Here is a 24468-nt window from a genome sequence, read left to right as displayed (position 1 = left end):
CTGACCCGCCGCCTGACGGGTTCTTGACGGACGAGGGCCGCCGCGCCGATAGCATTCGATCACTGACCGGCCCGACTCATCCCCCTGGAGTGACGATGCCCCGACCCGGCGACCTGGTGATCGGCGGATACACGCCCGACACGGAGGGATCGGGCCCCGGCCTGACGGTGGCCCGGCCGGACGCCGATGGGCGGCTGGAGCCGGTGGCCGAGACGGCCGTGTCCGGGCCGTCCTTCGTCGCCGGCCACCCCCGCCTGCCGCTGCTCTACGCCGTGCTCGAACGCGAAGGGGAGGGCGGCCTCGCGGTCCTCGCCACCGGCGCGGACCGGGCCGCTCCACGCCTGCTGGCCGAGCACCCGAGCGGCGGGTCGCTGCCCTGCCATCTCGCGCTCGACGACCGGGGTGAGTGGCTCGTGATCGCCAACTACGGCGACGGGACCGTCACGGCGTACCGGCTGGGGGAGGACGGCATGCCGGAGCCCGGCCCGCTGACGTTCCCGCACGAGGGCCGGGGCCCCCACCCGGAACGGCAGGAGGGCCCGCACGCCCACATGGCCGTCTTCGGCCCCGGCGGCGTCCTGTACGTGACCGACCTCGGCACCGACGAGGTCCGCCGCTTCCTGCCCGGCATGCGCCCGCACCCCGAGGGCGCCGTACGGCTGGTCTCCGGCAGCGGCCCCCGGCACTTCCTGCACCACGAGGGACACTGGTACGTCACCGGCGAGCTCGACGGGACCGTGCGCGTCTACGACGCCTCCTGGCAAGAGGCGGGGACGGTCCGGGCGAGCGGCGCGGAGGGGGAGAACCTGCCGTCCCACATCGCCCTGTCCGCCGACGGCCGTCACCTGTACGTCGCCAACCGGGGACCCGACACCGTCGCCGTCTTCGCCGTCGACGGGCCGCGGCTCACGATGGTGGCCGAGGCGCCCGCGGGGGGCCGGTGGCCCCGGCACTTCGCGATCGACGGCGACCGTCTCTACGTGGCCTGCCAGCGGTCGGACGTGGTCGTCGCGCTGGGGCTGAAGGAGGGGCTGCCGGAGCACGGGGGCCAGGCGCTGGCTGTGGGCACCCCCTCGTGCGTGCTCGTCCGCTGACAGTGATGATGTACGGCCCCGGCAGGCGCCGGGACGGTCAGGGGACGCGGCCGACGCCGCCGACGATCCACACCCGCTGGGCCCGCGCGGCGCTCTCCTTCGTCTCCGGTCGCCACTGGCGGATGTAGACGAGACCGGGCTCGACGAGCTCGGTCCCGTCGAAGAAGCGCAGCACCTTCTCCCTGGTCCGCGGCACGTCGTCGGCCCGGGTCACGATCTGGCGGAACAGCTCGACGATCGGCCCGGTCAGCTCGGGACGGCTGTCGAAGACGGCGTGGCCGACGGCCAGGTAGCTGCCGGGGGCGAGGTGGTCGCGCACGTGGGCCACGCACTTGTACGGCTCGGCGGAGTCCGGGAGATACTGCAACCGGGCCGGGATCAGCAGCCCGACCGGCTGCCGGAAGTCGACGAGCCGGAGCATCTCGGGGTCGGTTAGCATCTCCGCCGGGCGCAGGATCGAGCCCTTGACCACCCCGGTGCCGGGGGTGCGGGCGAGCAGGGCCCGGGCGTGGCTGAGCACCACCGGGTCGTCGTCCACGTACACCACCCGGGCGTCCGGCGCGAGCTCCTGGGCGACCTCGTGGGTGTTGCGGCGGGTCGGCAGCCCCGACGCCACGTTGAGGAACTGCCGCACGCCCTGGTCGACCAGGAAGCGGACCACCCGTTCGAGGAACGTCCGGGTGTCCACGGCCATCGTCTTCACCTCGGGGGCGATGGCCATCAGGCTCTCGGCGAACTCCCGGTCGGCGGCGAAGTTGTCCTTGCCCCCGAGCAGGTAGTCGCTCATCCGCGCGATGTTGGCCCGGCTGGGGTCGAGGCCCGCCACCTTTGCGGTCCACGAGTCGCCCGGTTCCCGGCCCCCTGACTCCGCGCCACCCGTGTCTGGGCCACCCGTGTCTGGGCCGCCCGAGTCCGGGCCACCCAGTTCCGCGCCGTCCACTCGGCCTCCCTTGCTCCAGATCAACCAAGCATGATTATTCCGGTAAGTTCGTTGTGTCGGATGCCGATCACTCTGGAAATCCGCGAAAGCCTGCTAGTCCCACCAGAATGACCAGGCGTTGCTGCCCACGAGCTGTTCGGCGTAGTCGGCCAGCGTCCCCGGCCCCTGCAGGACGCTGTCGGGGCAGAACGTCCAGTGCTCCGCCGCGACGTGCAACGCGTGCGCCGGCGTGGCGGGCGGTGCGGCGACGCTGAGGTCGAGCGTGTTGAACCCCATGCCGACGACCCGCGCCCCGAACCGTTCCTCCCAGCTGCGCACGACGGCGGCCAGCGGCACGGTCCACTCGTTGTGGTGCAGCGCCCCCTGCCAGCCGATCGCGACCATGGCGTCGGCGCCGCGGCCCACCGCGGTCAGGCCCAGAAGCGTCATGCGCTCGGCGAGCATGTCGGCGTACCAGTCGGCCACCACGTCCGGGTCGGCCACGGGCTGGGCGGGAGGCGCGGGCCCGGGGCACTCGGCCCCGAACGGCGCGAGGTAGGCCTCGTGGCCCAGCAGCAGGTCCTGCCACGCCTCGGCCATGAACGCGGCCGCGCTGAAGCAGTCGACCTGATCGGGCGAGTCGGGGGCGATCTGCCCGGCCGCCCAGGGCTGCACGCCGTCCTCCAGCAGCACCGGCCACAGGCCCGAGCGGGGGTGCTCGGCGCGCAGCCGGGCCCACAGCCCGGCGGGCACCGGCTCGTCGCTCAGCCAGAACGACGGGCGGTGGTGGGTGCGCATCCTGTCGTAGTCGGGGTCCGGCCACACGAGGGACCCCGACGGCAGGCCGGCGGACAGCACCCGGCCGTCGCCGCCGTCGCCGAACAGCAGCTCCAGACCCATGGGGAGCCGCCGACGCTCGTGAACCGACATGCGCCAATAATGTCGGACCTGGCCCCGGCGCGTCCCGCCAGGGCGATCATTATGCGATGTCGAGCCGGCCCAGTCCCTCGGCGAGAACCTTGGTCGTCAGACGCGTACGGCTGTCGCAGCCGAGCTTCGCGAAGATGTGCTCCAGATGGGTGGTCACGGTGCGCACGCTCAGCACGAGCGCGGCGGCGATCTGGGGGTTGGAGTCGCCCCGCGCGACCCGGGTCAGCACCTCGATCTCCCGGGTGGTCAGGTCGTACGGCAGCGCGCAGGGGCGCTCGGCGACGACCGCGCCCTGGATCGAGCCGTGGAAGCCGACGCCGGCCCGGTGCAGGCGCATCTCCCGCCACTGGCCCGTGCCGTCGAGCCACAGCCCGCGGCGGGACAGCTCCCGCGAGTCGATGAAGTCCCGCGCGAGGTCCGCCATGGCCGGCTCGGCGGCGAGGGCCCGCGAGGGCGGCCAGCCCGCCACGTCGCGCCGCCGGCCGCCGCGCTCGAACGACAGCGCGTGGAAGCCCGGCGGCAGGCCGAGGGGATCGACCACGCAGCGGGTCACGTCGGTGAGGTGGGCCAGGGCGGGCGACACCGCGCCGATCACCGCGGGCGCCTCGGGCGGCAGGTCCGCGCGCGAGCCGACGTGCAGCAGGCCGGTGTAGCGCCCGCCGGTCAGGAACAGCGGCGTGGTGATGCCATAGCGCCAGCCGTACGGCTCCAGATGACGGCGGAAGTAGCGTTCGGTGCCGGGAGAGCCCATGACGACCGGCGTGCGCGCGGACATCGCCCGGCGGTAGGTGTCGAGCCCGGCGTACTCCTCGGCCGCGTCGTCGTCGACGCGGGTGTAGCCGGCCGAGACCAGCGAGCGGTGCCGGCCCGTCGCCGGGTCGAACGCGACGAACTCGTAGGCCTCCACGGGGATGACCTCGCCCAGCGCGGTCATCGCCCCGTGCGCCCCCTGCCGGGCCACCTGGAAGCCCAGCTCGGCGACCGCGTGCAGGCCGCGCGCGCTGAGGCTGATTGGGTTCATCGATCCTCCACGCTCAGACTGCCCGGTAAAGATCCCGCGAGCAATACGTAAAGTCTCCGATGCCGACGGCGGCCCCGTTTCCTACCCTCACCCGCAACACCACCGAGAGGCGGAGCACAGTGCGGGTCACGAGAAGCCGGACGGCCGCCCTCGCCGCGGCCGCGATCATGCTGAGCGGCGGCTGCGGGGGATCCTCGTCCGGCGGCGCGAAGGGCGCGGACGCCGACCGTTTCTCCGTCGCGCTGACCGAGCCCGACCACCTCACCCCCGGCAACACGTCCAGCGACTACTCGATCACCGTGCTCGACACGCTCTTCGAGACCCCGGTCTCCATCGACGCCGCCGGCGGCAGACCGGTGATGCGCGCGGCCGAGTCGGTGACCAGCACCGACCAGAAGGTCTGGACGATCAAGATCAGGCAGGGGGGCGTGTTCAGCGACGGAGAGCCCGTCACCGCCCAGAGCTTCGCCGACTCCTGGAACGCCACCGCGTACGGCCCGAACGGCTGGACCAACAACTACTACTTCGCCAACATCGAAGGCTACGACAAGCTCAACCCCGCCAACGGCGACCCCTCCACCGACAGGCTGAGCGGCCTCAAGGTCGTGGACGACCACACCCTGGAGGTCACGCTCACCGCGCCGTTCAGCCAGTTCCCGATCACGCTGGCCTACATCGCGTTCGCGCCGATGCCGAAGGCGGCGTTCGCCGACCTCAAGGCGTACGACCAGGCGCCCGTCGGCAACGGGCCGTTCGTCCTCGACGGCGCCTGGGAGCACGACCGGCAGATCAAGGTGAAGCGGTCGCCGTCGTACAACGGCGAGCGCCGGGCGAAGGCCGGCGCGGTCACCTTCAGGATCTACGCCGGCCGCGACACCGCCTACACCGACCTGCGGGCCGGCCGGGTGGACCTGCTGACCACGATCCCGCCGGCCAGCACGGCCGAGGCGCAGCGGCTGCTCGGCGACCGGTTCCTTCGGACCCCCGACGGCACGATGGACTACCTCGGCTTCCCGACGTTCGACAAGCGGTTCGCCAGCCGCGACCTGCGCCGGGCGTTCTCGATGGCGATCGACCGGAAGGCCATCGTGGACGCCGTCTACGACGGCGCGTTCAAGCCGATGGCGTCGCTGCTCGCGCCGCTGGTGCCCGGCTACCGGGAGAACGCCTGCGGCGAGGCCTGCGCGTACGACCCGGCCGGGGCCAAGGCGCTGTTCGACCAGGCCGGCGGGTTCAGCGGCACGCTGACCCTGTGGTTCTCCAACGCCGACCCCAGCTACGAGCAGTGGATGACCGCCGTCGCCAACCAGCTCAAGCAGAACCTCGGGATCTCCGACATCAAGCTGCGCAAGGTCCCGGCCTCCGACTACCTGTCGTCGCTGCGCGAGCGCAAGGAGGACGGCCCGTACCGGAACAACTGGGTCATGGACTACCCCAGCCCGCAGGACTACCTGGAGTACATGTGGGGCGCGGGCAACCGGATGGGCTGGGAGAACAAGGAGTTCGACGACCTGATCAAGCAGGCCGACTCGGCGCCCGGTCTCGACGCCAGCCTGCCGCTCTACCAGAAGGCCGAGGACGTCGCGCTCGCCGAGATGCCAATGATCCCGCTGTGGAACTGGCAGAACCAGGTCGGCTTCTCCACCCGGATCAGCGGTGTGGACGTGACGCCGTACAGCAAGAACCTCTACGCGATCAGCGTGAAGCAGGGGTGACGCGGGAGTGAGATACGCCGCGCGGCGCCTGGCGCAGGCGGTCCCGGTCTTCGTCGTGACCACCTTCCTGATCTACACGATGGTGTTCGCGCTGCCCGGCGACCCGATGCTGGCGCTCGCGGGCGACAAGCCGGTGCCCGAGCAGGTGCTCGCCGTCATGCGGCAGCGCTACCACCTCGACGAGCCGCTGCTCGTGCAGTACGGCCACTACATGCTCGGGGTGTTCCACGGCGACCTGGGGGAGACCTTCACCGGGCAGCCGGTGAGCGAGCTGCTCCAGGACCGGTGGGCGGTCACCGCGCAGCTCGCGCTGACCGCCTGGGTCTTCGAGCTCGTCGTGGGGATCGGCCTCGGCGTCCTCGCCGGGCTGCGCCGGGGCGGGGCCGCCGACACGGCGGTCCTCGCCGGCACCACGTTCGTCATCGCGGTCCCGGTGTTCGTGGTCGGGTACACGGCCCAGATCGTGCTGGGCCTCAACCTGGGGCTGTTCCCGACCGCGGGGACCGACGACGGCTGGCCGGGGAGCTACCTGCTGCCCGGCATGGTGCTCGGCTCGTTCGGCCTGGCGTACATCGCCCGGCTCACCCGCACCTCGCTGGTGGAGAACCTGCGCGCCGACTACGTCCGTACGGCGACCGCGAAGGGGATGGTGCGGCGGCGGGTCGTCGGGCTGCACGCGCTGCGCAACTCGCTGATCCCGGTCGTGACCTTCCTCGGCGTCGACTTCGGCAACCTCATGGCGGGCGCGGTCGTCACCGAGGGCATCTTCAACCTGCCCGGGATCGGCCAGCAGGTGTTCCAGTCGATCCAGCTCCAGGAGGGCCCGGTCGTCGTCGGCGTCGTCACCCTGCTCGTCATGGTCTTCATCGCCGCCAACCTCGCCGTCGACCTGCTCTACGGCGTGCTCGACCCGAGGATCCGCCGTGCTCGCGCGTGACGCCTGGCTGGAACTGCGCGGCCGGGTGGTCTTCTGGCTCTCCGCCGCCGTCCTGCTGGTCGCGTCGGCGATGGCGGCCTTCCCCGGGCTGTTCGCCGCGCTCGGTCCCAACGAGCGCTGCGACCTGCGGATGTCGAAGCGCGGCCCGCGGACCGGCGCGCTGTTCGGGTACGACCTGCAAGGCTGCGATTACTGGTCGCAGGTCGTGCACGGCACCCGGGCGTCCATCGTGGTCGGCGTCGCGGTGACCGTGTTCGCCCTGCTGATCGCCATCGTGCTCGGGCTCGTGGGCGGGTTCTACGGGGGTCTCGCCGACGCGCTGATCTCCCGGACCACCGACGTGTTCCTCGGCATCCCCTTCGTGCTGGGGGCGACGGTCGTGCTGGTGGCCTTCCCCGACCACGGGATGTGGGCGATGACGCTGGTCCTCGTCCTGCTCGGGTGGACGACGATGACCCGCCTGATGCGCGGCCAGGTGATCGCGATCAAGCACATGGACTACGTCGCCGCCGCCCGCATGCTGGGCGCGAGCGACCGCAGGCTGATGGTCCGGCACATCCTGCCCAACGCGGTCGCGCCGGTCTTCGTGGTCGCGATGCTGAACGTCGGCAACGTGATCGCGGGCGAGGCGACGCTCGACTACCTCGGCGTCGGCCTGCAGTACCCCGACGTGTCCTGGGGCCTGCAGCTCAACACGGCGCAGACGTTCTTCGCCGAGCACCCGCACCTTCTGGTCTTCCCGGCGCTGTTCCTCACCGCGACCGTGCTGAGCTTCCTCATGCTGGGCGACGTCGTCCGCGACGTCCTCGACCCCCGCCTGCGCTGACTCGTGGCGCACAGCGAGCGAGCCGGCACCGCACACCGCCCGGCACCTACCGCTCGGGCGAGCCCCGGGACCCGGGCCCCGGAAAAGGCCCGCATGCCCGAGGGCTGCCCGAATCGTCAGCGGGGGAGTGGGTTGTCCGGCCTCGGACGCCGCGGCATCCATTGCCGGAAACTGCTGCGGGTGGCCCTGGCTATCGCACGGTGATGCTGCCCGGGCCGACCTTCCCCGTTACGTGGACGCGTAGCCGAACCGGGGTGCCGGGGGCGACACGCGTGCGATTCTGTACGCTGCCACTGCCCACCGCCACATCCTCGACGTCCACGAGGACGTCCGGCGGAACCACCAGCGTCACCGATCCGCTGCCCACCGACGCCTCGATCTCCAACGTGGGTGACGTGATGACGGCACCGGTGAAGTCGAGAACGACGGATCCGCTCTTGCACTCGACCTGCATGCGCTGCGGCACCACCCAATCGCCGTCGCGCTTCGCACTCGCGCTGCCGACCGCGATCCGCGTCAACTCCTTCGGAAGAGTGGCCGCGACACCGCGCGCCAACGCCGGTCCGGCCCCCGGAAGGTCCGCGAGCAGCGCGTCGAGCTCCCCGTACGTACGCGCCGTCAGCGCCGCTTCGAGCCGTTCGTCCAGCTCGTCCGCGCTCAACCGGCCGTCTCCGGCGGCGACTCGTAGCAGCTCCACGATCTGCTCTCGATCCTTGTCAGACGCGCGCAGCTCGCCCCGACCGGGCGCCATTTCACCAGACATATCTTCACTGTAATGATGTGGCCGTTCCCCGTTGCTGGGCCTGTGGAGCTTTAGGGGGGACGTTAGGGGTGAATCTGCCCACACGCCCGGCGTGCGGCACCAATCGCGATGTCCTGGCCAGAACCTGGGAACTGTCGCTCGCACGTGCCGACCGGCGGGGGGTCAGGAGCACGCCCTTGACCCCCGCCTGCGCTGAGCCCTCTGGGCGGGCCGGCGGATCGAGAATCCGTGGATCACTGTCGAATCGGTTCTTCCACCGTCGATGAACATTTCATCCCCTGTCGGTGAGTCGATCCGGCCTCAGGTCGTCCGTCGCCGCAGGCCGACAGCCACGGAGGCCTGACCATCATCGTCGAAACGGTTCGCGATCTCCTTGACAGGATTCTCTCTCGAATCGATTCAATGAGACCGGTGGAGACGCCGCGGTTTCCAGGACACGGCCCGTCCCGCCATCCCCACCCCTTCCGTCGAAGGAGTCACGAGTGAACATCGGATTCAGCCGGTGGCACAGGCGCCGCCGCAGCCTGGCCGCGCTGCTGTCGGCCGCGGCGCTCGTCGCCGCGTCCGTCGTCGCGACCGCCGGGCCGGCCCAGGCGGCGGACGAGTCGATCGCGGTCAACTTCTCCGCCGGGAGCGGTTCCCCCACCTATCGGGCGTCGGGGTGGATCTACGGCATGACGGAGAACGGCGCCAATCCGCCCGACCATTTCTTCACGGACGTGAAGTACCGGTTTATGCGTGCGGGCGGCGCGCAGCTGGACGGCCCGGGTGGATGGGTGTCGGGCAAGTACGACCGGCGGTGGAACGCCACCCGGGCGCAGCTCCTGCGTACCCGTTCGCTGGGCGGTGAGTTCGTGCTGCTGGTGCACGACCTGTGGGGCGCGGACGGCTATGCGATCTCGCGCTTCCCGGGCGACAACGGCAACTGGACCGACTACGACAACTTCCTCACCCGCCTGATCGACGACGTGCGGGCGACCGGTGTCCCGGTGCAGTGGGATCTGTGGAACGAGCCCAACATCACCCTGTTCTGGAACCGTACGCAGTCGCAGTACTTCGAGATGTGGAAGCGGGCCTACCAGCGCATCCGGGCCGCGTTCCCGTCCCAGCTGATCGTGGGGCCGAGCTGCGCGTGCGTGCCGTCCACGGGCGGCTGGTGGACGCAGTACCTCGACTACGTCAAGGCCAACAACGTCGTGCCCGACATCGTCAGCTGGCACTCGCTGCCCGGCGACCCGGTCGCGAACGTGGCCACCGCGAACACCAGCCTCGACTCGCGGGGCATCGCGCATCCGCGCCCGTACCAGATCAACGAGTACGGCGCGTCCAACGAGCAGAACCCGGCCGACGGCGCCTGGTACATCGCCCGCCTGGAGCGGGCGGGGGCCGACGGCCTCCGCGCCAACTGGGCCGGCGGCAGCAACCTGCACAACGACCTGGCCAATCTCCTTACCCACAACTCCGCAGGCCAGTACTCGCCGAAGGGCGAGTGGTGGGTCTACCGCTTCTACGGCTCCCAGACCGGGCAGATCGCCTCGGTCACCCCCAGCTCGAACTACGACGCCTTCGCTACCAAGGCGAGCGGGAACGCCAAGATCCTGGTCGGGGGCGGCCGCACCACCGGCAACGTGGCGGTCAACCTGCAGCGGCTGGACACCACCAGCGGCGTCGTGCAGAACAACCAGGTGCGCGTGCTCGTCGAACGCGTCCCCTACAACGGCGGCGGCGCCGTCACCGGCCCGGTGACCGTCCAGAACACGGTGGTGACCCTGTCGAACAACGGCACGACCGTCAACCTGCCGCACACCGCCGTCGACGACACCTTCACCATCACCCTCCTGCCCCCCGACGGCTCGTCTCCGTCCCCGTCACCCTCGCCGAGCAGCTCGCCGTCACCTTCTCCCAGCAGCTCGCCTTCGCCTTCGCCGTCGGTGGGCGGGGCGTGCTCGGCGACGATCAAGACGGTCAACAGCTGGGGTGGCGGGTTCCAGTCCGAGGTGACGGTGCAGGCGGGCAGTTCGGCGGTCAACGGATGGACCGTGAAGTGGACCTGGCCGGGCGGGCAGACCATCAGCAGCCTGTGGAACGGCCGGCAGAGCGTGTCCGGTTCCTCGGTGACGGTCACCAACGAGTCCTACAACGGCTCGATCGCGGCGGGAGGGTCCACGACGTTCGGCTTCACCGCCAACGGCACCGCGGCCACCCCCACCGCCACCTGCACCAGCCCCTGACCCCTGTCAGCCTGAGACTCGATCCGGCAGCTCCAACCAAGGCCGCATAACCGAACGCTACTAGCCGTCAGCGGATAGTAGCGTTCGCGTATGATCCCCGACACTCCGGTGCCCGGGCACGACCCGGGTGCCGACGACCTCGCCAGGGGCGCGGCCCCGGGCCTGCCGATGGCGCTGGTCGAGCGCTGGCGTGCGGGTGGCCGTACCGTCGCCGACGCGCGGCGGGTGCTCGGCGTGCACGTCACGACCGGATACAGCGTGGTGTCCGATTCGGCCGGGTTGACCAGACTGAGCCGGAGCCTCGGCCTGCTGGAGGTGCTGGCGATCATCGACGGCCCGAAACGTCTCCTGCACGCGTACGGAAGGGCGGCGGGAGGCCGGGCGGTCGGCGTCTGGGCGGCGGACAACGCGCAGATGTTCCATCCTGCCTCGATCGGCGCCGACGTGCTGCTGTCGGCCCTGCTGCGGACGCAGGACGAGATCGCCCGCCGCTGCCGGGTCCGGATCGGCGTCGGCGTCCACCACGGAAGCTTCTATGACCTGGACGGCGGCCTGTACGGCGCGGAAGCCGACTCCGTCGAGATCCTCGCGGAGAACCACACCGAAGGCGGCGAGATCGCGGTGACCGAAGCGGTCACCGAGCGGCTGCCGGCGGGTCACTCCTTCGTCCTGCGCAGGAAGGGCGTGCCGGGTGCCCCGAGTGGCCCGCTCCGCACCGTCTACCGGGTGCTCGACGGCCCGCGCGCCGCCGCCGCCGAGGCCGCGTCCGGCGACGGGGCGTCAGGAGAGGGGGCGCGGTATCCGATCCCGTACTCCGCCGCCTTCTACAAGGACCTGTTGCGCCTGGAGCGCGACCCGGAGGACGCCGGGCTCGCCGCGACGCTGGCCGGGCGGCACCTGCGCGAGCGGACGGTGGTCCTGGCCGAGCGCGGCGAGGCGGACGCCGGTGCCGGGGACGAGGACGGCGGTTCGGAGGCCGCGATCCTGCGGGAGCTGGATCTGTCGGTCTCCATGCGCGAGACCGGGCTGCGTCTCCTGCCACCGGTGGGCGCCGTCAAGGTCGCCGGCCCGCTGGGCATCTACCTGTTCGACGAGCCCGCCGCCGCGGCACGCTTCGCCCGTGACCTGCGGCCGCCCTGGCCGAGGCCGGGATGACCTGCCGGATCGGGGTGGACACCGGTCCGGTGCTGGCCGGCCTTACGCCCGGCGGCGGGTGGGACGTGGCCGGCGCGCCGGTGAACCTGGCGTCCAAGATGGCGCAGGATCTCGCCGCTCCCGGGCTGGTCTGCCTCAGCGAGGCGGTCGGCGCGTACGTCGGCCTGGACGGGTTCACCCTCGTCCGGCACACCGTCTCCGGCGTGGACATGGCCTTCTATCAGGGCTGATCGCCTACGAGGAGGCGGTCGAGGACGCGGACGCGGAACTCCAGGCCCTCGACGGGGACCCGCTCGCCCAGACCGTGGAACATGCCGAAGTAGTCGAGGCCGGGCGGTAGCAGCAGCGGTGCGAAGCCGTACCCCCGGATGCCGATCCTGGCGAACCACTTGGCGTCCGTGCCGCCTCTCATCGCGTCTCGCGCTGCGCGACGCCCTGGGTCGGCGCGACGAGGCTTCTCACCGGCCGTGTGTGAACCGATACAGGCGCAGCGGGCTTACAGTGTGGATCGAGCGCGAAGACGTCGGCAACACGTGAAGTCGTCACGGAGGGTGTCTGCCGTTGGCCCTGCCAGACGCACCGGTGAACATGTCGCAGAGTGAGCGCATCCACCGATACGGCGATGTCGCGAGCGCGCTGGCGTTGCAGAGCGACCGGCAGCTTGGCGAGTCACTGGAGCGGGCGCAGATTCTGGGCTCGGGGATCGGTGGTACCTCGGCGCTGTTGGCCATCGACGGCGTGCCGGTTTTCGCCAAGCGAGTCCCACTCACCGACCTGGAGCGCCGCCCGGGCAACGTGATGTCCACTGCGAACCTGTTCGGGCTGCCTCCGTTCTGCCAGTACGGAATCGGCGGGCCGGGCTTCGGTACGTGGCGTGAACTCGCGGCCAACGTCATGACGACCAACTGGGTCCTGGCCGGGCGAAGTGCGGCCTTTCCGCTGCTGTATCACTGGCGGGTGCTGCCAGGAGCGCCGCCACCCGGCGACGAGCACGCCGACATCGAGGCTGTTGTGCAGTACTGGCATGGGTCGCCGGCGGTTCGGGATCGTCTCCACGCCGTGGCCCGGGCCTCGGCCAGCGTCGTGCTGTTTCAGGAGTTCATCCCCTACAACCTCGACACCTGGCTCGCCGCTCAGCTCGCCGCCGGGCAGGACGCTGCGATAGCGGCAAGCGCCATGGTGGAGTCGTGCATGCTCACCGACGTGGCCTTCATGAACGCACAGAAGCTCATGCACTTCGACGCTCATTTCGGCAACATTCTCACCGACGGTGAACGCCTGTACATCGCCGACCTCGGACTGGCGGTCTCCCCGCGGTTCGACCTGTCCACGCAGGAGATCCTGTTCCTGGAGCGCAACCGAACCCACGATCTCGGGTACGCCATGATGCGGCTGGTCAACTGGCTCGTCAGCGCGATCTGCGGGGTGAGGGAGTCGCGAAACGGCGCACCGGTACGCCGCAACGAATATGTCCGCACGTGCGCGGATGGCGCGGACCCGGCTGGTGCCCCGCCGTCTGTCGCCGCAGCGATCCGCCGGTACGCACCCGTGGCAGCGGCCATGAACGACTTCTACTGGGACCTGTTCGGTACCGGTAGGACGACGCCGTATCCGAGCGAGAAGATCGAACGCGCCCTGAGCGCGATGACCTGACCCTGCGGTGCCGGTGGAGGTGTCGGGCAGGCGATCGACGGGGACCCGCTCGTTGGCGTCCGCCGCCGGCTTCACCTGCTCGGGAGGCCGCGGGTCCGCAACGTGGTGTCCAATGCCTTTACGTGAGGGCGAGATCCAGTACAGGTACGCCGGATCTCCCTCGCGCATGGGTCCTGCGGCCAGCCGGAGCGCGTTGTCGTGCGCGCGGGCGCTCGCGGTCGCGTTCCCGGCGGCTGCGTAGGAGGCGGACAGCACCGACTCGTTCATCGCGCGGAGCAGCCTGCTCGGTGACCGGACGGCCCAGCGCCGAGACGTCGGCTGCGACCCCAGGTAGGCAACCCACCTGTGACGCCAACAAATCATCAGCGCAACAGTGCCTGCGACAGCTCGGCATGGGAGAATTCATACATGCTTTCGAATCGACGGAGGAGGTGCAATGGACCTGTTCGATAGCGATTCTGACCGCCCTCGTCATTCGATTGGCGAGGACGCCGACTGGTGGGACCGGCTGACAGCTGGCTCACCGCTGTGGTCTTCCGAGGTTTCGGCCGCCCGTGAATATGTCCCGATCGTCGTTCCCGAGCCGCGCGAGCACGTGAGTCGCATCGACAAGCTGGCGGCTCACGACGGCGCTCCGGGTAGCGCTTGTGGCAGTGCCACTGTCGGTGCTCCTCCCACCAGTGCTCCCATGGGCGCGCCTGACGGTGCCTCTGGCGCTGGCCCGGGTGACTCGGGCCAGGATCAGGACGCCGCTGAGGGAGGCGCCAGGGCCGAGGGCGACGCCGTCGGGGATGGTTGGGACGTCGGCAGCGCGCCTGATGGTGCCTCTGGTGGGGCCTTCTGCGGTTCCGGTGGTGGTGTTTCCGGTGCGGGGTCGTCGTCGTGGGTGGCGGTGGCGGCGGTTGGTGAGGCGGCGCGGGCGGTGGCGTTGGTGCCGGTGCCTGAGGACGCGCGTGTGTGTCTGGCCGAGGCCGAGGAGTTGCTTGCGGCCCGGGATCGGATCACTTCGGCATTGGCGGCCCGGGTCGGTCGTGTTCACCGAGTGGGGGAGGCGAAGAGCCATGGGCATGCGTCCACGAAGTTGTGGTTGCGCTCTGCAGGGGGGATGACGCCGGCGGGGGCGGGGCGCCTGTTGACGATGAGCATGGAGCTGCCCCGTCTGCCGAAGGTCCGCCGCCTGTTCGCGGAGGGTGGCCTGGCCGAGGGGATCGTGGAGGCGATCTGCACGGCCACCGCAGGGCTGACCGACGACCAGGCCACGACCGCTGAGGCGATTCTGCTGGAGTTGGCGAACTCGGCGGGTGCGGCGGAGGTGGCCAAGGCGGGGCGGTATCTGCGGGCGGTGCTGGACCCTGACGGGCATGAGAAGGACGAGCAGGCGGATTTCGATCGCCGGTTCTTCCGGGTGCGCCGGCGTAGGGGTGGTGGGTTGGAGGGGGAGTTCTACCTGCCGGTGGAGGTTGCGGCGCGGTTGCAGCACATGCTGGATGTGTATGCCCGGCCGAGGGCTGAGGGTGATGACCGGCCGTTGAGTGTGCGGAACGCGGACGCGTTGATCGCGTTCCTGGAGAACAAGATCGTGACTGAGCTTCTGGTGCTGGTCAACGCCGAGTCCCTTCCCGACGACCCTCCGAGTGGCACTCCCTGCGACGACGGCAAGCCCGCAGGCACCGACCCCGCAGGCACCGACCCCGCAGACACCGACCCCACAGCCGATCACCCCACAGCCGATCACCCCGCCGCCGACCCCGGCGGCGAGCCCCGCGCCGGTGATGCTCCGGGGCGCGACAGTGGGCGGTGCGAGTGCGACGGTGACCGGTTGGCCAGCGATGCGCCGATGCGGGGCGATGAGCACCGGGCTGACGCGCCCATCGGACAGGACCCTGCCACGGACGCTCCCACCTGCCGCGACGGCGCCCCTGGCATGCCCAGCGAAGACGCCTCCAGTGGGGACTGTCCCGGGGACTGCCATGCCCACGGCTGCCCCGGCGGCGACCGTTTGGGGGACCGCCCGGGGGAGTGCCGCGCTCCCGCCTGTCCCGATGGGGACCGCCGTGATGGCGGCTGCTCTGATGGCGGCTGTCCTGTTGGTGACGGTGCGGCGGGGGGCTATCGGCCTACCTTCGCGCCCGGTGAGGTGCCGAGCGGGATGCCGGGGGCGGGAGCCGATGCCCCGTGGGCCACGGACCCCGGCGCTCCGCCGGGTGCGGAACACGGCGGAGACACCTGGCCGGGAGGCGACTCCTGGCCGGGGGCGGGCCCAGACGCTCCGCCGTGGCCGGGAGGCGATGCACGACCGGAGGGTGATGCCCGGGCGGAGAGTGATGCCCGGGCGGAGAGTGATGCCTGGGCGGGGGTGGAAGCCGATGCGCCGCCAGGGGTGGGGGTGAGTGCGCCGCCGGGGGTGTTGTTGCGGGGGTTGCCGGGGCTGATCCTGGCGACCGGGCATCTGCTGCCCGCCTCCAGCGTGCACCGGCTGGCCCGCAGCAGCACCCTGGTGAGGATCGTGATGAACGCCGCCGGGCAGGTCCTGGACATGGGCCGCAAGGTCAGGTTGGCCACCCCGGCCCAGCGGCGGGCGGTCTTCGCCCGGTACGCCACCTGCTGGGTGGACGGCTGCCCCCTGCCCGCCACGATGTGCCAGATCGATCATTGCGACGACTGGTGCAGCGGCGGGCTGACCGACCTGAAGCTGCTCGGGCCGGCGTGCCAGTTCCACAACCGCGACCGCTACCGCCATCCCACCCGCTACACCCGCCGAAAGATCGGCGACGACCGCTGGGCCTTCACCTACCGCAACCCCCGCAGCAGCACCCGGCGAGCGAGGACATAAAGGAGAGAGGTTCGTGGGCAGAGGCCGAGCCGTCGGCCGCATCGCTAGTCGATTCGGACATATAAGCCCCCTGGATGCCGTGATAGAACTGATGCCGCTCATATCGGTCACCGATTTCCGGCCCGTCGTCGCGGACAAATACCATGTGATCGAGGCCGGAGCCGCTGCGAAGATTTTTCCCTATCATGCCAACGTGCCCCCTGCTCATCCCGCCACGATTCCGTTGTCCCGCACCCGGCGGACGCTCAGCATCATCTGGGCGCTCACTCCGCTCATCACGTTCGGAATAGCGACGGTATTCATCATCGGATCCGCCGCCGTGCGGCTCGCCAGGTATAGGACGTGGCTCGCCGCCAGCGGCTATGTCGTCCTCTTCATCGTCATCGTGGTCGTCGCCCCCGGCGTCAACCACCCGCCGGAAGACCAGACCCGCGACACGATCGCGATGTGGCTCTGGTTCTGCGGCTTGTGGATCGGCGGAACCATGCACGCGTTCTTCCTGCGGACCGCGGTCTTCCGCCCACGGGAGCAGCCGGCGGTACCGACGCCAACTGTACCGACGCGATCTGTGGCGACACGCCCGCTGCACACGGCAGGTCCGGCGACGTGGGATCCCTGGGGCACGGCGCGCTCGGCTCCGTCCGCCACGCCGAGCGGTGGGCAGGGCGGGCATTCGGGCCCGGGCATGCTGGGGCCGTACCTTCTGGGCGAGAGACTGGGTGAGGGCGGGCAGGGCGCGGTCTACGCCGCGACGACCGGTGACGGCCGCCGGGTCGCTATCAAGGTCCTGCATGAGCGGTTTCGCGGGGGTACCAAGGAACGTGAGGACTTCATGCGTGAGGTCGCCGCGGCGCAACGCGTTCCGCAGTTCTCCACCGCCAGGATCATCGACGCCGGAGTGGCGGGCGACACCTCCTACATCGTCAGCGAGTACGTTCCGGGCCCCTCTCTCGACAGCCTCGTGCGGGGACAGGGACCGCTTGACCAAGACAGCCTGATCCGGCTCGCGATCGCCACGTCGGCCGCGCTCAACGCCATCCATTCCGCCGGGGTCATCCACCGTGACTTCAAGCCCGCCAATGTGCTGCTCGGCCCGGACGGCCCGCGAGTCATCGACTTCGGTATCTCCAAGGCCCTGGACCAGGTCACCATGACCGTGGGCATCAAGGGAACGCCGGCCTACATGTCACCCGAACAGATCTCGGGAGCGCGTGTGGGGCCGCCGTCCGACGTCTTCAGCTGGGCCGGGACCATGTTCTTCGCGGCAACCGGTCACCAGGCGTTCGGCGGCACCACGACCATGCAGGTATTCCAGGCCATCCTTCACCACACCCCCGATCCGCGGGCCTTTCCGCCATCTCTCCGCGGTCCTCTGACGGCCTGCTTCGACAAGAACCCCGGCAGCAGGCCGACCGCCGCGCAACTTCTGGTGGCCATGGCAAGCTGAGAGAAGCCGCCCCTCGCCTGACCGGTCCACGCTGCCGAGGTTCTGACACGAGCGTCTGTCAGGGCTGATCGCCCACGAGGAGGCGGTCGAGGACGCGGACGCCGAACTCCAGGCCCTCGACGGGGACCCGCTCGTCCAGCCCGTGGAACATGCCGAAGTAGTCGAGGCCGGGCGGCAGCAGCAGCGGCGCGAAGCCGTACCCCCGGATGCCGATCCTGGCGAACCACTTGGCGTCCGTGCCACCGGTCATCACGTACGGCACGGGCCTGCCGGCGGGGTCCTCGGCGAGCAGGGCGGCGGTGAGCTCGTCGAACAGGCCGTCGGCGGGGGAGGAGACGGCCTCCTCGAAGCTGACGAACTCACGGGAGACCTTCGGGCCGAGCAGCCGGTCGATCGTCTCCAGGAACTCCTCGCGCTGCCCCGGCAGGAAACGGCCGTCGACGTGGGCCTCGGCCGTGCCGGGAATGACGTTGACCTTGTAGCCCGCGTTCAGCATCGTCGGGTTGGCCGAGTTGCGCAGCACCCCCTTGAACAGGGCGGCCGCGCGGGGCATCCGCTCGATCTCCTCGTCCAGCCGGTCGACGTCGATCGGCCGGCCGAGCGCCCGCGACAGCTCCTCGATCAGCCGGGCCACCTCGGGCGTGAGCCGTACGGGCCAGTCGTGGGCGGCGACGCGGGCGACGGCGGCGGCCAGTTCGGCGACGGGGTTGTCCACGGCGGGCTTGGACCCGTGGCCCGGCACGCCGCGGGCGGTCAGCCGCATCCACGCGGTGCCGCGTTCCCCGACGGCCACCGGATAGACGCGGACGTCGCCCTCGTACCAGGAGAAACCGCCGGACTCGCTGATCGCCTCGGTGCAGCCGTCGAACAGGTCGCGGTGCCGCTCGATCGCGTGCCCCGCGCCGTACTCCCCGGTGGCCTCCTCGTCGGCGAGGAACGCCAGCACCAGGTCGCGCCGGGGCCGCACGCCCCGGCGCGCGTTCTCGCGGGCCCAGGCGAGGGTCATCGCGAGCGTGCCCTTCATGTCGACCGCGCCCCGGCCGTGGACGCAGCCGTCGTCGATCTCCCCGGAGAACGGGTGCGTACGCCATTCGGCGGGGTCGGCGGGCACGACGTCGAGGTGCCCGTGCAGGAGCAGCGCGTCGGGGCTGTCGCCGGGGATGCGGGCGACCACGCTGGTGCGGCGCGGCGCCGACTCGAAGACGATCGGCTCGATGCCGGCCTCGGCGAGCAGGGACGCCACGTATTCGGCGGCCCGCCGTTCGCCCGGGCCGTCGCCCGACCCGTCGTTGGTGGTGTCGATCCTCAGCAGCTCCGAGCAGATCGTCGCGACCTCGGTCATTCCTTCTCCCCGTTGTGCAGCGTCAGCGGCGGGACCTCGGGTGTGGGAAAGCCGAAGACGATCCCGTAGAACGCGAGCTCCGCCTCCAGCGCCCGGACGATGGTGTCCTCCCGTCGCCATCCGTGCTGTTCCCCCTCGAAGGTGAGGTACGCCCACCGGTGGCCGTGCCGGGCGAGCGCGGCGGCGAAGCGCTCGGACTCGGCGGGATCGACCACCTTGTCCTCCAGCCCGTGCAGGAGCAGCGCCGGGCCCGACGCCCGCGCCGCGTGCCGTTCCGGCGACCGGTCGAGATACCGGTCGCGGGTCTCGGGCAGCGGGCCGATCAACCCGTCGAGGTAGTGCGACTCCAGGTCGTGCGTCTGCGCCGCCCAGCGCTCGGGGTCGGAGATGCCGTAGCGGGACACCGCCCCGCAGAATACGTCACTGTGGACGAGCGCGGCCATCGAGGTCCAGCCGCCCGCGCTGCCGCCCCTGATCGCCACCTTCTCCGCCCGCCCGGTGCGCAGCAGCCACCGCGCCACGGTCTCGCAGTCGCGTACGTCGACGACCCCCCAATTGTGCCGCAGGCGCTCCCGGTAGGCCCGGCCGTACCCGGTCGAACCGCCGTAGTTGACCTCGGCGACGCCGATGCCCCTGCTGGTGAAGTAGGCGATCTCCAGATCGAGCACCGGCGCCGCCGACCCGGTCGGCCCGCCGTGGACGAACACCACGTACGGCGCGGGCCCGCCGCCGCCGGTTGGGGCGTACAGGTGGGCGTGCACGCCGTCGACGGTCACGGCCTCGGGGGTGGGCAGTTCGGCGTCGCCGGGCACGGGCCTGCCGGGGGAGAGCACCTCGTGCCGCCCGGTCTCCAGGTCGACCCGCACCACCTCGTACGGCCTGTGTGGCGAGGCCGCGACGCCGACGACGCGGGAGCCCCGCGCCGACAGCGTGGGCGCCCAGAAGGTGTAGCCGCCGCCGACGTCGCGGATGGCGGCGCCGCCCGAGCCGTTCGGCAGGGGCCGGTCGAGCACGCCGAGCCGTCGTTCGTCGGCGGTGCCGTACACGGCGGCGATCCGCCCGCCGGCGACGGCGAAGAACGTGCCGCCGATCTTCCAGGTGGCGTCGCCGAACTCCAGGGGGACGGGGGTGAGGTCGCGCGTCGTACCGTCCAGCCCGACGAGGTGGATGTTCCACCAGCCGGTCGGATCGGTGACGGCGTAGAGGCTCTCGTCGTCGCGCCACTCGGCCTGGCAGGTGGACGCGCCGGACAGCAGCACCCGGTGCGGGCCGCCGGCGACGGGCGCCACGCACAGTTCCGTGGCGTCCCAGGGCATGTCGGGGTGGTTCCAGCCGATGTAGGCGAGCGTGCGGCCGTCCGGCGACACCCGGGGGTTCATCAGGAAGCGGTGGGACGCGACCACCCCGCGGAGGGGGGAGCCGTCGAGCGGCACCACGACGATGTCGCGGTCCGCGCTCCGGGGGCCGCCCCGCTCCCGCACGCACCAGATCTCGTCGCCGCGCACCACCAGGTCGGCGTAGCGGGCGGGGCCCTCGGGGGTGAGCTGGACCGGCTCTTCGCCGGGGGAGCACAGGTGGATCCGGCCGTCCGCCCAGTTGGTGAACACCAGCCGGCCCTCGTGGGCACGCCAGGACCGCCCGCCGTACTCCATCACCCGGTTCCTGGCGTTCCAGCCCTGCGGCAGCACGTCCTCGATCGCGCCGCCGGCCGTACGGCGCACCACGCAGCGCCGGCCGCCCTCGTGCGGCCGGGGCTCGTCCCACCAGACCTCGTCGCCCGAGATCTCCACCCACAGCGGGCGGTCGTCCACCCGCGCGACGTCCACTGCCCGAATCGTCACCAGTTCCCCCCCGACTCCGGAAGAGTCGTACCCGGCGGGTGGACGATGTGCACGATCCCCCCGCTGCTCGTGCCGCGCAGCCAGACGCGCTCGAAGGCGGCGCGCGGGTAGACCCGCCGTACGCCGTCGTCGTCCGGCGCGGCCGGGTCGTTCGCGATCACGTCGCCCTCCGCCGTGAACCCCGTGACGACCATGATGTGGCCGCTCGTGGAGTATCCGGCGCCGGGCAGCTCGTGCTCGCGGAACGCCTGCGAGGTGATCACCGGGATTCCGGCGGCGATGAAACGCTCCACTTCGGCCAGCGAGCGCAGCCGGGTGACGAAGCCGTCCAGCCCGTAGCGGCCCGCGTAGGCGACGCCGAACGGCCAGTTGCCCGTGCCCTGGTAGCTGTGGTCGTACATGTCCCTGGCGGCGTGGTCGACCGCCGGGCACGGATCGCCGGGGGCCACCCAGGCGAGGTCCGCCGGAGCGGGCCCGCGTCCCCAGTAGCCGAGCACCATGGTGAACGACGCGGGGCTGCACCACGACTCGCCGCCGCCGTCCCACTGCGGGTAGTGCCCGAGGTGCGCCTTCTGCGACCGGCGCGGCACGTCCAGCTCGATCCCCCGCGCCCCCCAAGCCCCGCCTGACCGTCGCGCCGCCGGTGCAGCGCCGCCCGTTCCGCCCGGCCGTACGGAGGAGGCCATCACGGCGAGGGACCGCACGTGGCCGCCGCCGCCGTACAGGGTGGCCCGCACCCGGTACGACGTGACGGGCCGGGCCGCGACGAGGGTGTCCACCGCCACGTCTCCGTCGGCGTCCCCCTGGCCCGGCAGGGATGTGCGGTGGATGTCGGTGTCGCTCTCGGCCCATCGGCCCATGACGTACCACTTGGTCAGGGCGCCGTTCACGGTCCGGGCCCGCATCTCGATCTCCAGCCACGCGCCGGGCGGCGTGGCGGCCGTCCACGACGGCACGAGCTGGGTGGCCGGGAAGCCGATCTCCTGCTCCTTGGAGGTCCAGCGGGTGTAGGGCCATTCCCGCTCACCGCCGGGCGCGAACGGGTCCAGGTACTTCGCCGTCCCGTCCTCTTGCCCGCCGACGGACCATCGGTGCAGGACGACGAGGCTCAACTGGGGCTCCGCTCGGCATACAGCAGGGTGACCACCTCGCCGATTGTGGTTTCCGCCCTGACCTGGCGCATCGGATGGTTTACGTATCCGGCACACCGGACGCTACGGCATCGCGCGCCGTGCTCCGCCGGGGCCCGGACGATGCCGGCTCAGTTGAGAGGGAGGAGGTAGCCGTTGTCGACCAGCCAGCCGATGGAGACCTCGCCGTCGGGGTTGGCCGGCGCGCCGGGGATGTACCGGGCGAGCGTGTGGAACTGCTCGCCCTGGCCGGGCTGCTGGAAGGCCGGGGCCGCCGGGCCGCCGTCGACGTAGAACGGCCGGATCACCCGGTAGACGTGATAGTTGCACAGGTGGGGGTCGCCGGGCACGTTGTTGAGGTTGCTGGGCGGCAGGGCCCGGGCGGGGAACGGCGTGCCGTAGGGCGCGAGGAACGCGCCGCCCTCTCCGCCGAAGCGGTCCACCCGGTAGCCGATCGGCAGTTTGACCTGCGTGACGAGCACGCGCGCGTTGCTGAACCCGCCCGCGTGCGCGAAGCCGGAGTCCGGGGGGAAGCGGTAGAAGTCGGTCACCGGGTTCAGATAGCGGCGCAGGAAGTCGGCCGGGATGAGGCCGCCGTACCGCCGGTAGCCGGCCAGGATCTTGTCCAGCGGGAAGGTGTGCGGCAGGAACACCGGGCCGAGGAGCTTGTCGTCCTGCACGAACGGCGGCCCGCAGGGCGCCCCCCATGCCGCGCTCCGGGCCGCGAGCGCGGCGGCCGGGACGCCCTTGGCGAATCCGGCCGAGCCGTGGGCGGATACGGCTGCGGCCTGCCCGGACACGGCCGAGGCCTCGGCCGGGGCTCCGGTCAGGGCCGCCACGGTGAGGGCGCAGGCGGCCAGGGACGTTAGGCGAGAGTGAAAGCGCACGAATTCTCCCGAGAATGCGCACAGAGCATGCGATCTGGACATGTCGCATCAGATCGAGCCATATAAGGGAAATCCCGCGATCGATCTGACGCGCTGAATTCGTGCCTACCCGATCTTCATTCAGGCGCAGCGCAAGGAATTCGCCGTGACGTTCAAAACCCCTGGTGGGCCGATATGTCAAAGCGGACATATGTAGATATCGGCAGCCGACGGGGAGTGGCAATCAACGGGCGTTCCGTGTGCCGGATTAACGCCTAGCCGAATCGAGGCCCGGGAAAGCGGCGCTGGACAAGTCTGTAATTCCGGAAATGGCCTCCGGGTGCCCGGTACTATTGAAACGGGATGAGGTGTGAATTGACCGCGCGCTCAAGGGGACGCCGCCTGATGACGTCGATCGCCATGACCATCGCGGCGCGGCAGCACCGTCCAGAACGTCCGGTTCGGGACGCCGGTCCCCGGCCCCGGCGGACCGGGGACCTGTCGTTTCAGAGGTACTGGCCGGTGGTGGCGGGCGGCTCGGTAAAGGGCGCCGGACGGCCGTCCCGCAGGGCGAACATTTCGGCGAGCGTGGCGCCGTCCGGGGGAGTCGCCGCCGTGCCGCCCAGCCACTCCGCCGCCTGGGGCCGGTCGAACCGGCCGACCTCGATCTGGGCGAGGCACCGGCCGGGCCGTACGACGGCCGGGTGGAGCCGGCTGAGGTCCTCGTTCGTCGTGATGGCCACGAGCACGTCCCGGCCCTGGCCGAGCAGCCCGTCGGTCAGGTTGAGCAGGCGCGACAGGCCCTGGCCCGTCGACTGCTTGGCCTCGGCGCGGATCAGCTCGTCGCAGTCCTCCAGGACCAGCAGCCGCCAGCGCGGCTCCTCGTCGTCGTCGTCCGGGCCGTCCCAGCCGACCGCGACGTCCATCAGGTAGCCGGGGTCGTTGAAGAGCAGCTCGGGGTCGAGCACGCAGTCGACCTGGCACCAGGACGCCCACTCGCGGGCGAGCGTACGCAGCAGCGTCGTCTTGCCGGTCCCCGGCGGGCCGTGCAGGAGAATCAGCCGGCCGGCCACGTCGTGCGGGCTGACCGCCATGAGCGCGTCGAGGCGACCGGCGGCGGCCGCCGGGTAGTTCCGCCTGATCTCCTGCCAGGACGAGGTCGTGATGGGTTTGGCGGAACGGCGGGGGCCGTGGCCCGAGCTCCACCAGAAGCCCATCCGCACGTGGTCGCCGCCGGGCGGCTCCTCCTCCGCGCCCTTGGTCGCCTGCTCCAGAACCGTGCCGGCCAGCTCCTCGCTGACGGCCGTGGCGGTGAGCATCGCCGACCGGTTGAGGTTGCGGACCACCCGCAGCGTCCACCCCTCACCGGCGAACAACCGGGTCTCGTACCCGTCGGTGTGCTGTGCCACGCGCAGCAGGCGGCCGCCCTCGGCCGTGAGCGAGGCGTCGGCGCGGACCCGGCTGAGGTTGGTGGTACGCGACCAGGGCTGCTCCCCGGTGGCGAACGGCGACAGCGCGAGGGCGTCGATCACGTCGGCCGGGGTGTCGGAGTCGTCGAGCCAGATTCGCATCGGCAGTGCCGGCGGTCCGGACGACGGCCCCAACGGTCCGGAGGGTCCGGAGGGTCCGGAAGGTCCGGAAGGCCCAGACGGCGGCGGGGGCGTGGGCATGGACGGCGGAGTGAAGTCGACCTCCCTGACAACGGACATACGGTCATGATCTCGACGTTCGACATGGATTGTCGACGGATTTAGGGTGGTGAGGG

The 24468-nt window shown here is 71.1% G+C and carries 19 protein-coding genes and 1 pseudogene; 10 read left to right on the top strand and 10 right to left on the bottom strand.

The genetic code is table 11. The annotated features are described in order from the left end of the window. Positions 1-95: 95 nt before the first annotated feature. A complete protein-coding gene (locus OG344_RS27320) occupies positions 96-1094 on the top strand; it encodes a lactonase family protein (protein WP_405089177.1) in 999 nt (332 codons plus the stop codon). Between the two features lie 37 nt (positions 1095-1131). Here OG344_RS27320 and OG344_RS27315 read toward each other — a convergent pair whose 3' ends face one another. From OG344_RS27315 to OG344_RS27305, 3 genes are all read right to left on the bottom strand, one after another. After that, positions 1132-1920, bottom strand: coding sequence for an SAM-dependent methyltransferase (locus OG344_RS27315; protein WP_405085550.1), 789 nt, complete (start codon positions 1918-1920; stop codon positions 1132-1134). Between the two features lie 207 nt (positions 1921-2127). Continuing rightward, a complete protein-coding gene (locus OG344_RS27310; RefSeq protein ID WP_405085549.1) occupies positions 2128-2943 on the bottom strand; it encodes a DUF4253 domain-containing protein in 816 nt (271 codons plus the stop codon). 49 nt (positions 2944-2992) lie between these two features. Beyond that, positions 2993-3964 (bottom strand): response regulator transcription factor, encoded by a 972-nt coding sequence (locus tag OG344_RS27305; RefSeq protein ID WP_405085548.1) that lies wholly within the window; start codon positions 3962-3964, stop codon positions 2993-2995. A 119-nt stretch (positions 3965-4083) separates the two neighbouring features. On the opposite strand from OG344_RS27305, the gene OG344_RS27300 reads away from it, so the two are divergent. Genes OG344_RS27300 through OG344_RS27290 form a run of 3 tightly spaced genes read left to right on the top strand, consistent with a single transcriptional unit; the run spans position 4084 to position 7442 of the window. After that, positions 4084-5679 carry an ABC transporter substrate-binding protein gene (locus OG344_RS27300; RefSeq protein ID WP_405085547.1) on the top strand — a complete coding sequence of 532 codons (1596 nt, stop codon included), beginning with the start codon at positions 4084-4086 and terminating at the stop codon, positions 5677-5679. A gap of 7 nt (positions 5680-5686) precedes the next feature. Then, positions 5687-6616 carry an ABC transporter permease gene (locus tag OG344_RS27295; protein WP_405085546.1) on the top strand — a complete coding sequence of 310 codons (930 nt, stop codon included), beginning with the start codon at positions 5687-5689 and terminating at the stop codon, positions 6614-6616. Beyond that, entirely contained in the window at positions 6603-7442 is an 840-nt protein-coding gene (locus OG344_RS27290; protein ID WP_405085545.1) for an ABC transporter permease, read from the top strand. Before OG344_RS27295 ends, OG344_RS27290 begins: the two co-directional genes overlap by 14 nt. 190 nt (positions 7443-7632) lie before the next feature. On the opposite strand, the gene OG344_RS27285 is transcribed toward OG344_RS27290, so the two are convergent. Then, complete coding sequence (locus tag OG344_RS27285) at positions 7633-8205, bottom strand: DUF1707 domain-containing protein (RefSeq protein ID WP_405085544.1); 573 nt, start codon at positions 8203-8205, stop codon at positions 7633-7635. A gap of 482 nt (positions 8206-8687) precedes the next feature. Between OG344_RS27285 and OG344_RS27280 the strand changes: the two genes are divergently transcribed. From OG344_RS27280 to OG344_RS27270, 3 genes are all read left to right on the top strand, one after another. Next, positions 8688-10436, top strand: coding sequence for a cellulose binding domain-containing protein (locus OG344_RS27280; protein ID WP_405085543.1), 1749 nt, complete (start codon positions 8688-8690; stop codon positions 10434-10436). A 90-nt stretch (positions 10437-10526) separates the two neighbouring features. After that, positions 10527-11591, top strand: coding sequence for a hypothetical protein (locus OG344_RS27275; RefSeq protein WP_405085542.1), 1065 nt, complete (start codon positions 10527-10529; stop codon positions 11589-11591). Then, positions 11588-11821 carry an adenylate/guanylate cyclase domain-containing protein gene (locus tag OG344_RS27270; RefSeq protein WP_405085541.1) on the top strand — a complete coding sequence of 78 codons (234 nt, stop codon included), beginning with the start codon at positions 11588-11590 and terminating at the stop codon, positions 11819-11821. Before OG344_RS27275 ends, OG344_RS27270 begins: the two co-directional genes overlap by 4 nt. Here OG344_RS27270 and OG344_RS27265 read toward each other — a convergent pair. Continuing rightward, positions 11812-12033: pseudogene (locus OG344_RS27265) on the bottom strand (hypothetical protein); the annotation flags it as partial. The gene OG344_RS27270 and the pseudogene OG344_RS27265 sit on opposite strands and share 10 nt — an antisense overlap. A gap of 119 nt (positions 12034-12152) precedes the next feature. Between OG344_RS27265 and OG344_RS27260 the strand changes: the two are divergent. From OG344_RS27260 to OG344_RS27250, 3 genes are all read left to right on the top strand, one after another. Continuing rightward, a complete protein-coding gene (locus OG344_RS27260; RefSeq protein ID WP_405085540.1) occupies positions 12153-13244 on the top strand; it encodes a serine/threonine protein phosphatase in 1092 nt (363 codons plus the stop codon). 436 nt (positions 13245-13680) lie between these two features. After that, the gene (locus OG344_RS27255) at positions 13681-16077 is read left to right on the top strand and encodes a DUF222 domain-containing protein (RefSeq protein ID WP_405085539.1); all 2397 of its coding nucleotides are present in this window, start codon (positions 13681-13683) and stop codon (positions 16075-16077) included. 79 nt (positions 16078-16156) lie between these two features. Then, positions 16157-17524 (top strand): serine/threonine-protein kinase, encoded by a 1368-nt coding sequence (locus OG344_RS27250; RefSeq protein ID WP_405085538.1) that lies wholly within the window; start codon positions 16157-16159, stop codon positions 17522-17524. Positions 17525-17582: 58 nt separating this feature from the next. Here the strand turns inward: OG344_RS27250 and OG344_RS27245 are convergent, their stop codons facing one another. The 5 genes from OG344_RS27245 to OG344_RS27225 all read right to left on the bottom strand — a co-directional run bounded on the left by OG344_RS27245 (position 17583) and on the right by OG344_RS27225 (position 24274). Further along, the gene (locus OG344_RS27245) at positions 17583-18866 is read right to left on the bottom strand and encodes a M20/M25/M40 family metallo-hydrolase (RefSeq protein ID WP_405085537.1); all 1284 of its coding nucleotides are present in this window, start codon (positions 18864-18866) and stop codon (positions 17583-17585) included. Continuing rightward, positions 18863-20707, bottom strand: a complete 1845-nt coding sequence (locus tag OG344_RS27240) for a S9 family peptidase (protein WP_405085536.1) — start codon at positions 20705-20707, stop codon at positions 18863-18865. Before OG344_RS27240 ends, OG344_RS27245 begins: the two co-directional genes overlap by 4 nt. Beyond that, positions 20704-21819, bottom strand: coding sequence for a C39 family peptidase (locus tag OG344_RS27235; RefSeq protein ID WP_405085535.1), 1116 nt, complete (start codon positions 21817-21819; stop codon positions 20704-20706). Before OG344_RS27235 ends, OG344_RS27240 begins: the two co-directional genes overlap by 4 nt. 149 nt (positions 21820-21968) lie before the next feature. Beyond that, entirely contained in the window at positions 21969-22724 is a 756-nt protein-coding gene (locus tag OG344_RS27230) for a TNT domain-containing protein (RefSeq protein ID WP_405085534.1), read from the bottom strand. 485 nt (positions 22725-23209) lie between these two features. Then, positions 23210-24274, bottom strand: a complete 1065-nt coding sequence (locus OG344_RS27225) for a DUF5925 domain-containing protein (RefSeq protein WP_405085533.1) — start codon at positions 24272-24274, stop codon at positions 23210-23212. Positions 24275-24468: the final 194 nt, after the last annotated feature.

Source organism: Microbispora sp. NBC_01389, assembly GCF_045040095.1.
In the GTDB taxonomy this organism is placed as follows: domain Bacteria; phylum Actinomycetota; class Actinomycetes; order Streptosporangiales; family Streptosporangiaceae; genus Microbispora.
Note: the sequence above shows the minus strand (reverse complement) of the source record. Positions and strands in the feature narration are given on the sequence as shown.

What these genes read in the sequence shown, in the direction of transcription:
- OG344_RS27270 (WP_405085541.1), top strand. Translation starts at nt 11,588, where the DNA reads ATGACCTGCCGGATCGGGGTGGACACCGGTCCGGTGCTGGCCGGCCTT.
- OG344_RS27255 (WP_405085539.1), top strand. Translation starts at nt 13,681, where the DNA reads ATGGACCTGTTCGATAGCGATTCTGACCGCCCTCGTCATTCGATTGGC.
- OG344_RS27225 (WP_405085533.1), bottom strand. Translation starts at nt 24,274, where the DNA reads ATGCGAATCTGGCTCGACGACTCCGACACCCCGGCCGACGTGATCGAC.
- OG344_RS27320 (WP_405089177.1), top strand. Translation starts at nt 96, where the DNA reads ATGCCCCGACCCGGCGACCTGGTGATCGGCGGATACACGCCCGACACG.
- OG344_RS27285 (WP_405085544.1), bottom strand. Translation starts at nt 8,205, where the DNA reads ATGTCTGGTGAAATGGCGCCCGGTCGGGGCGAGCTGCGCGCGTCTGAC.
- OG344_RS27275 (WP_405085542.1), top strand. Translation starts at nt 10,527, where the DNA reads ATGATCCCCGACACTCCGGTGCCCGGGCACGACCCGGGTGCCGACGAC.
- OG344_RS27305 (WP_405085548.1), bottom strand. Translation starts at nt 3,964, where the DNA reads ATGAACCCAATCAGCCTCAGCGCGCGCGGCCTGCACGCGGTCGCCGAG.
- OG344_RS27245 (WP_405085537.1), bottom strand. Translation starts at nt 18,866, where the DNA reads ATGACCGAGGTCGCGACGATCTGCTCGGAGCTGCTGAGGATCGACACC.
- OG344_RS27310 (WP_405085549.1), bottom strand. Translation starts at nt 2,943, where the DNA reads ATGTCGGTTCACGAGCGTCGGCGGCTCCCCATGGGTCTGGAGCTGCTG.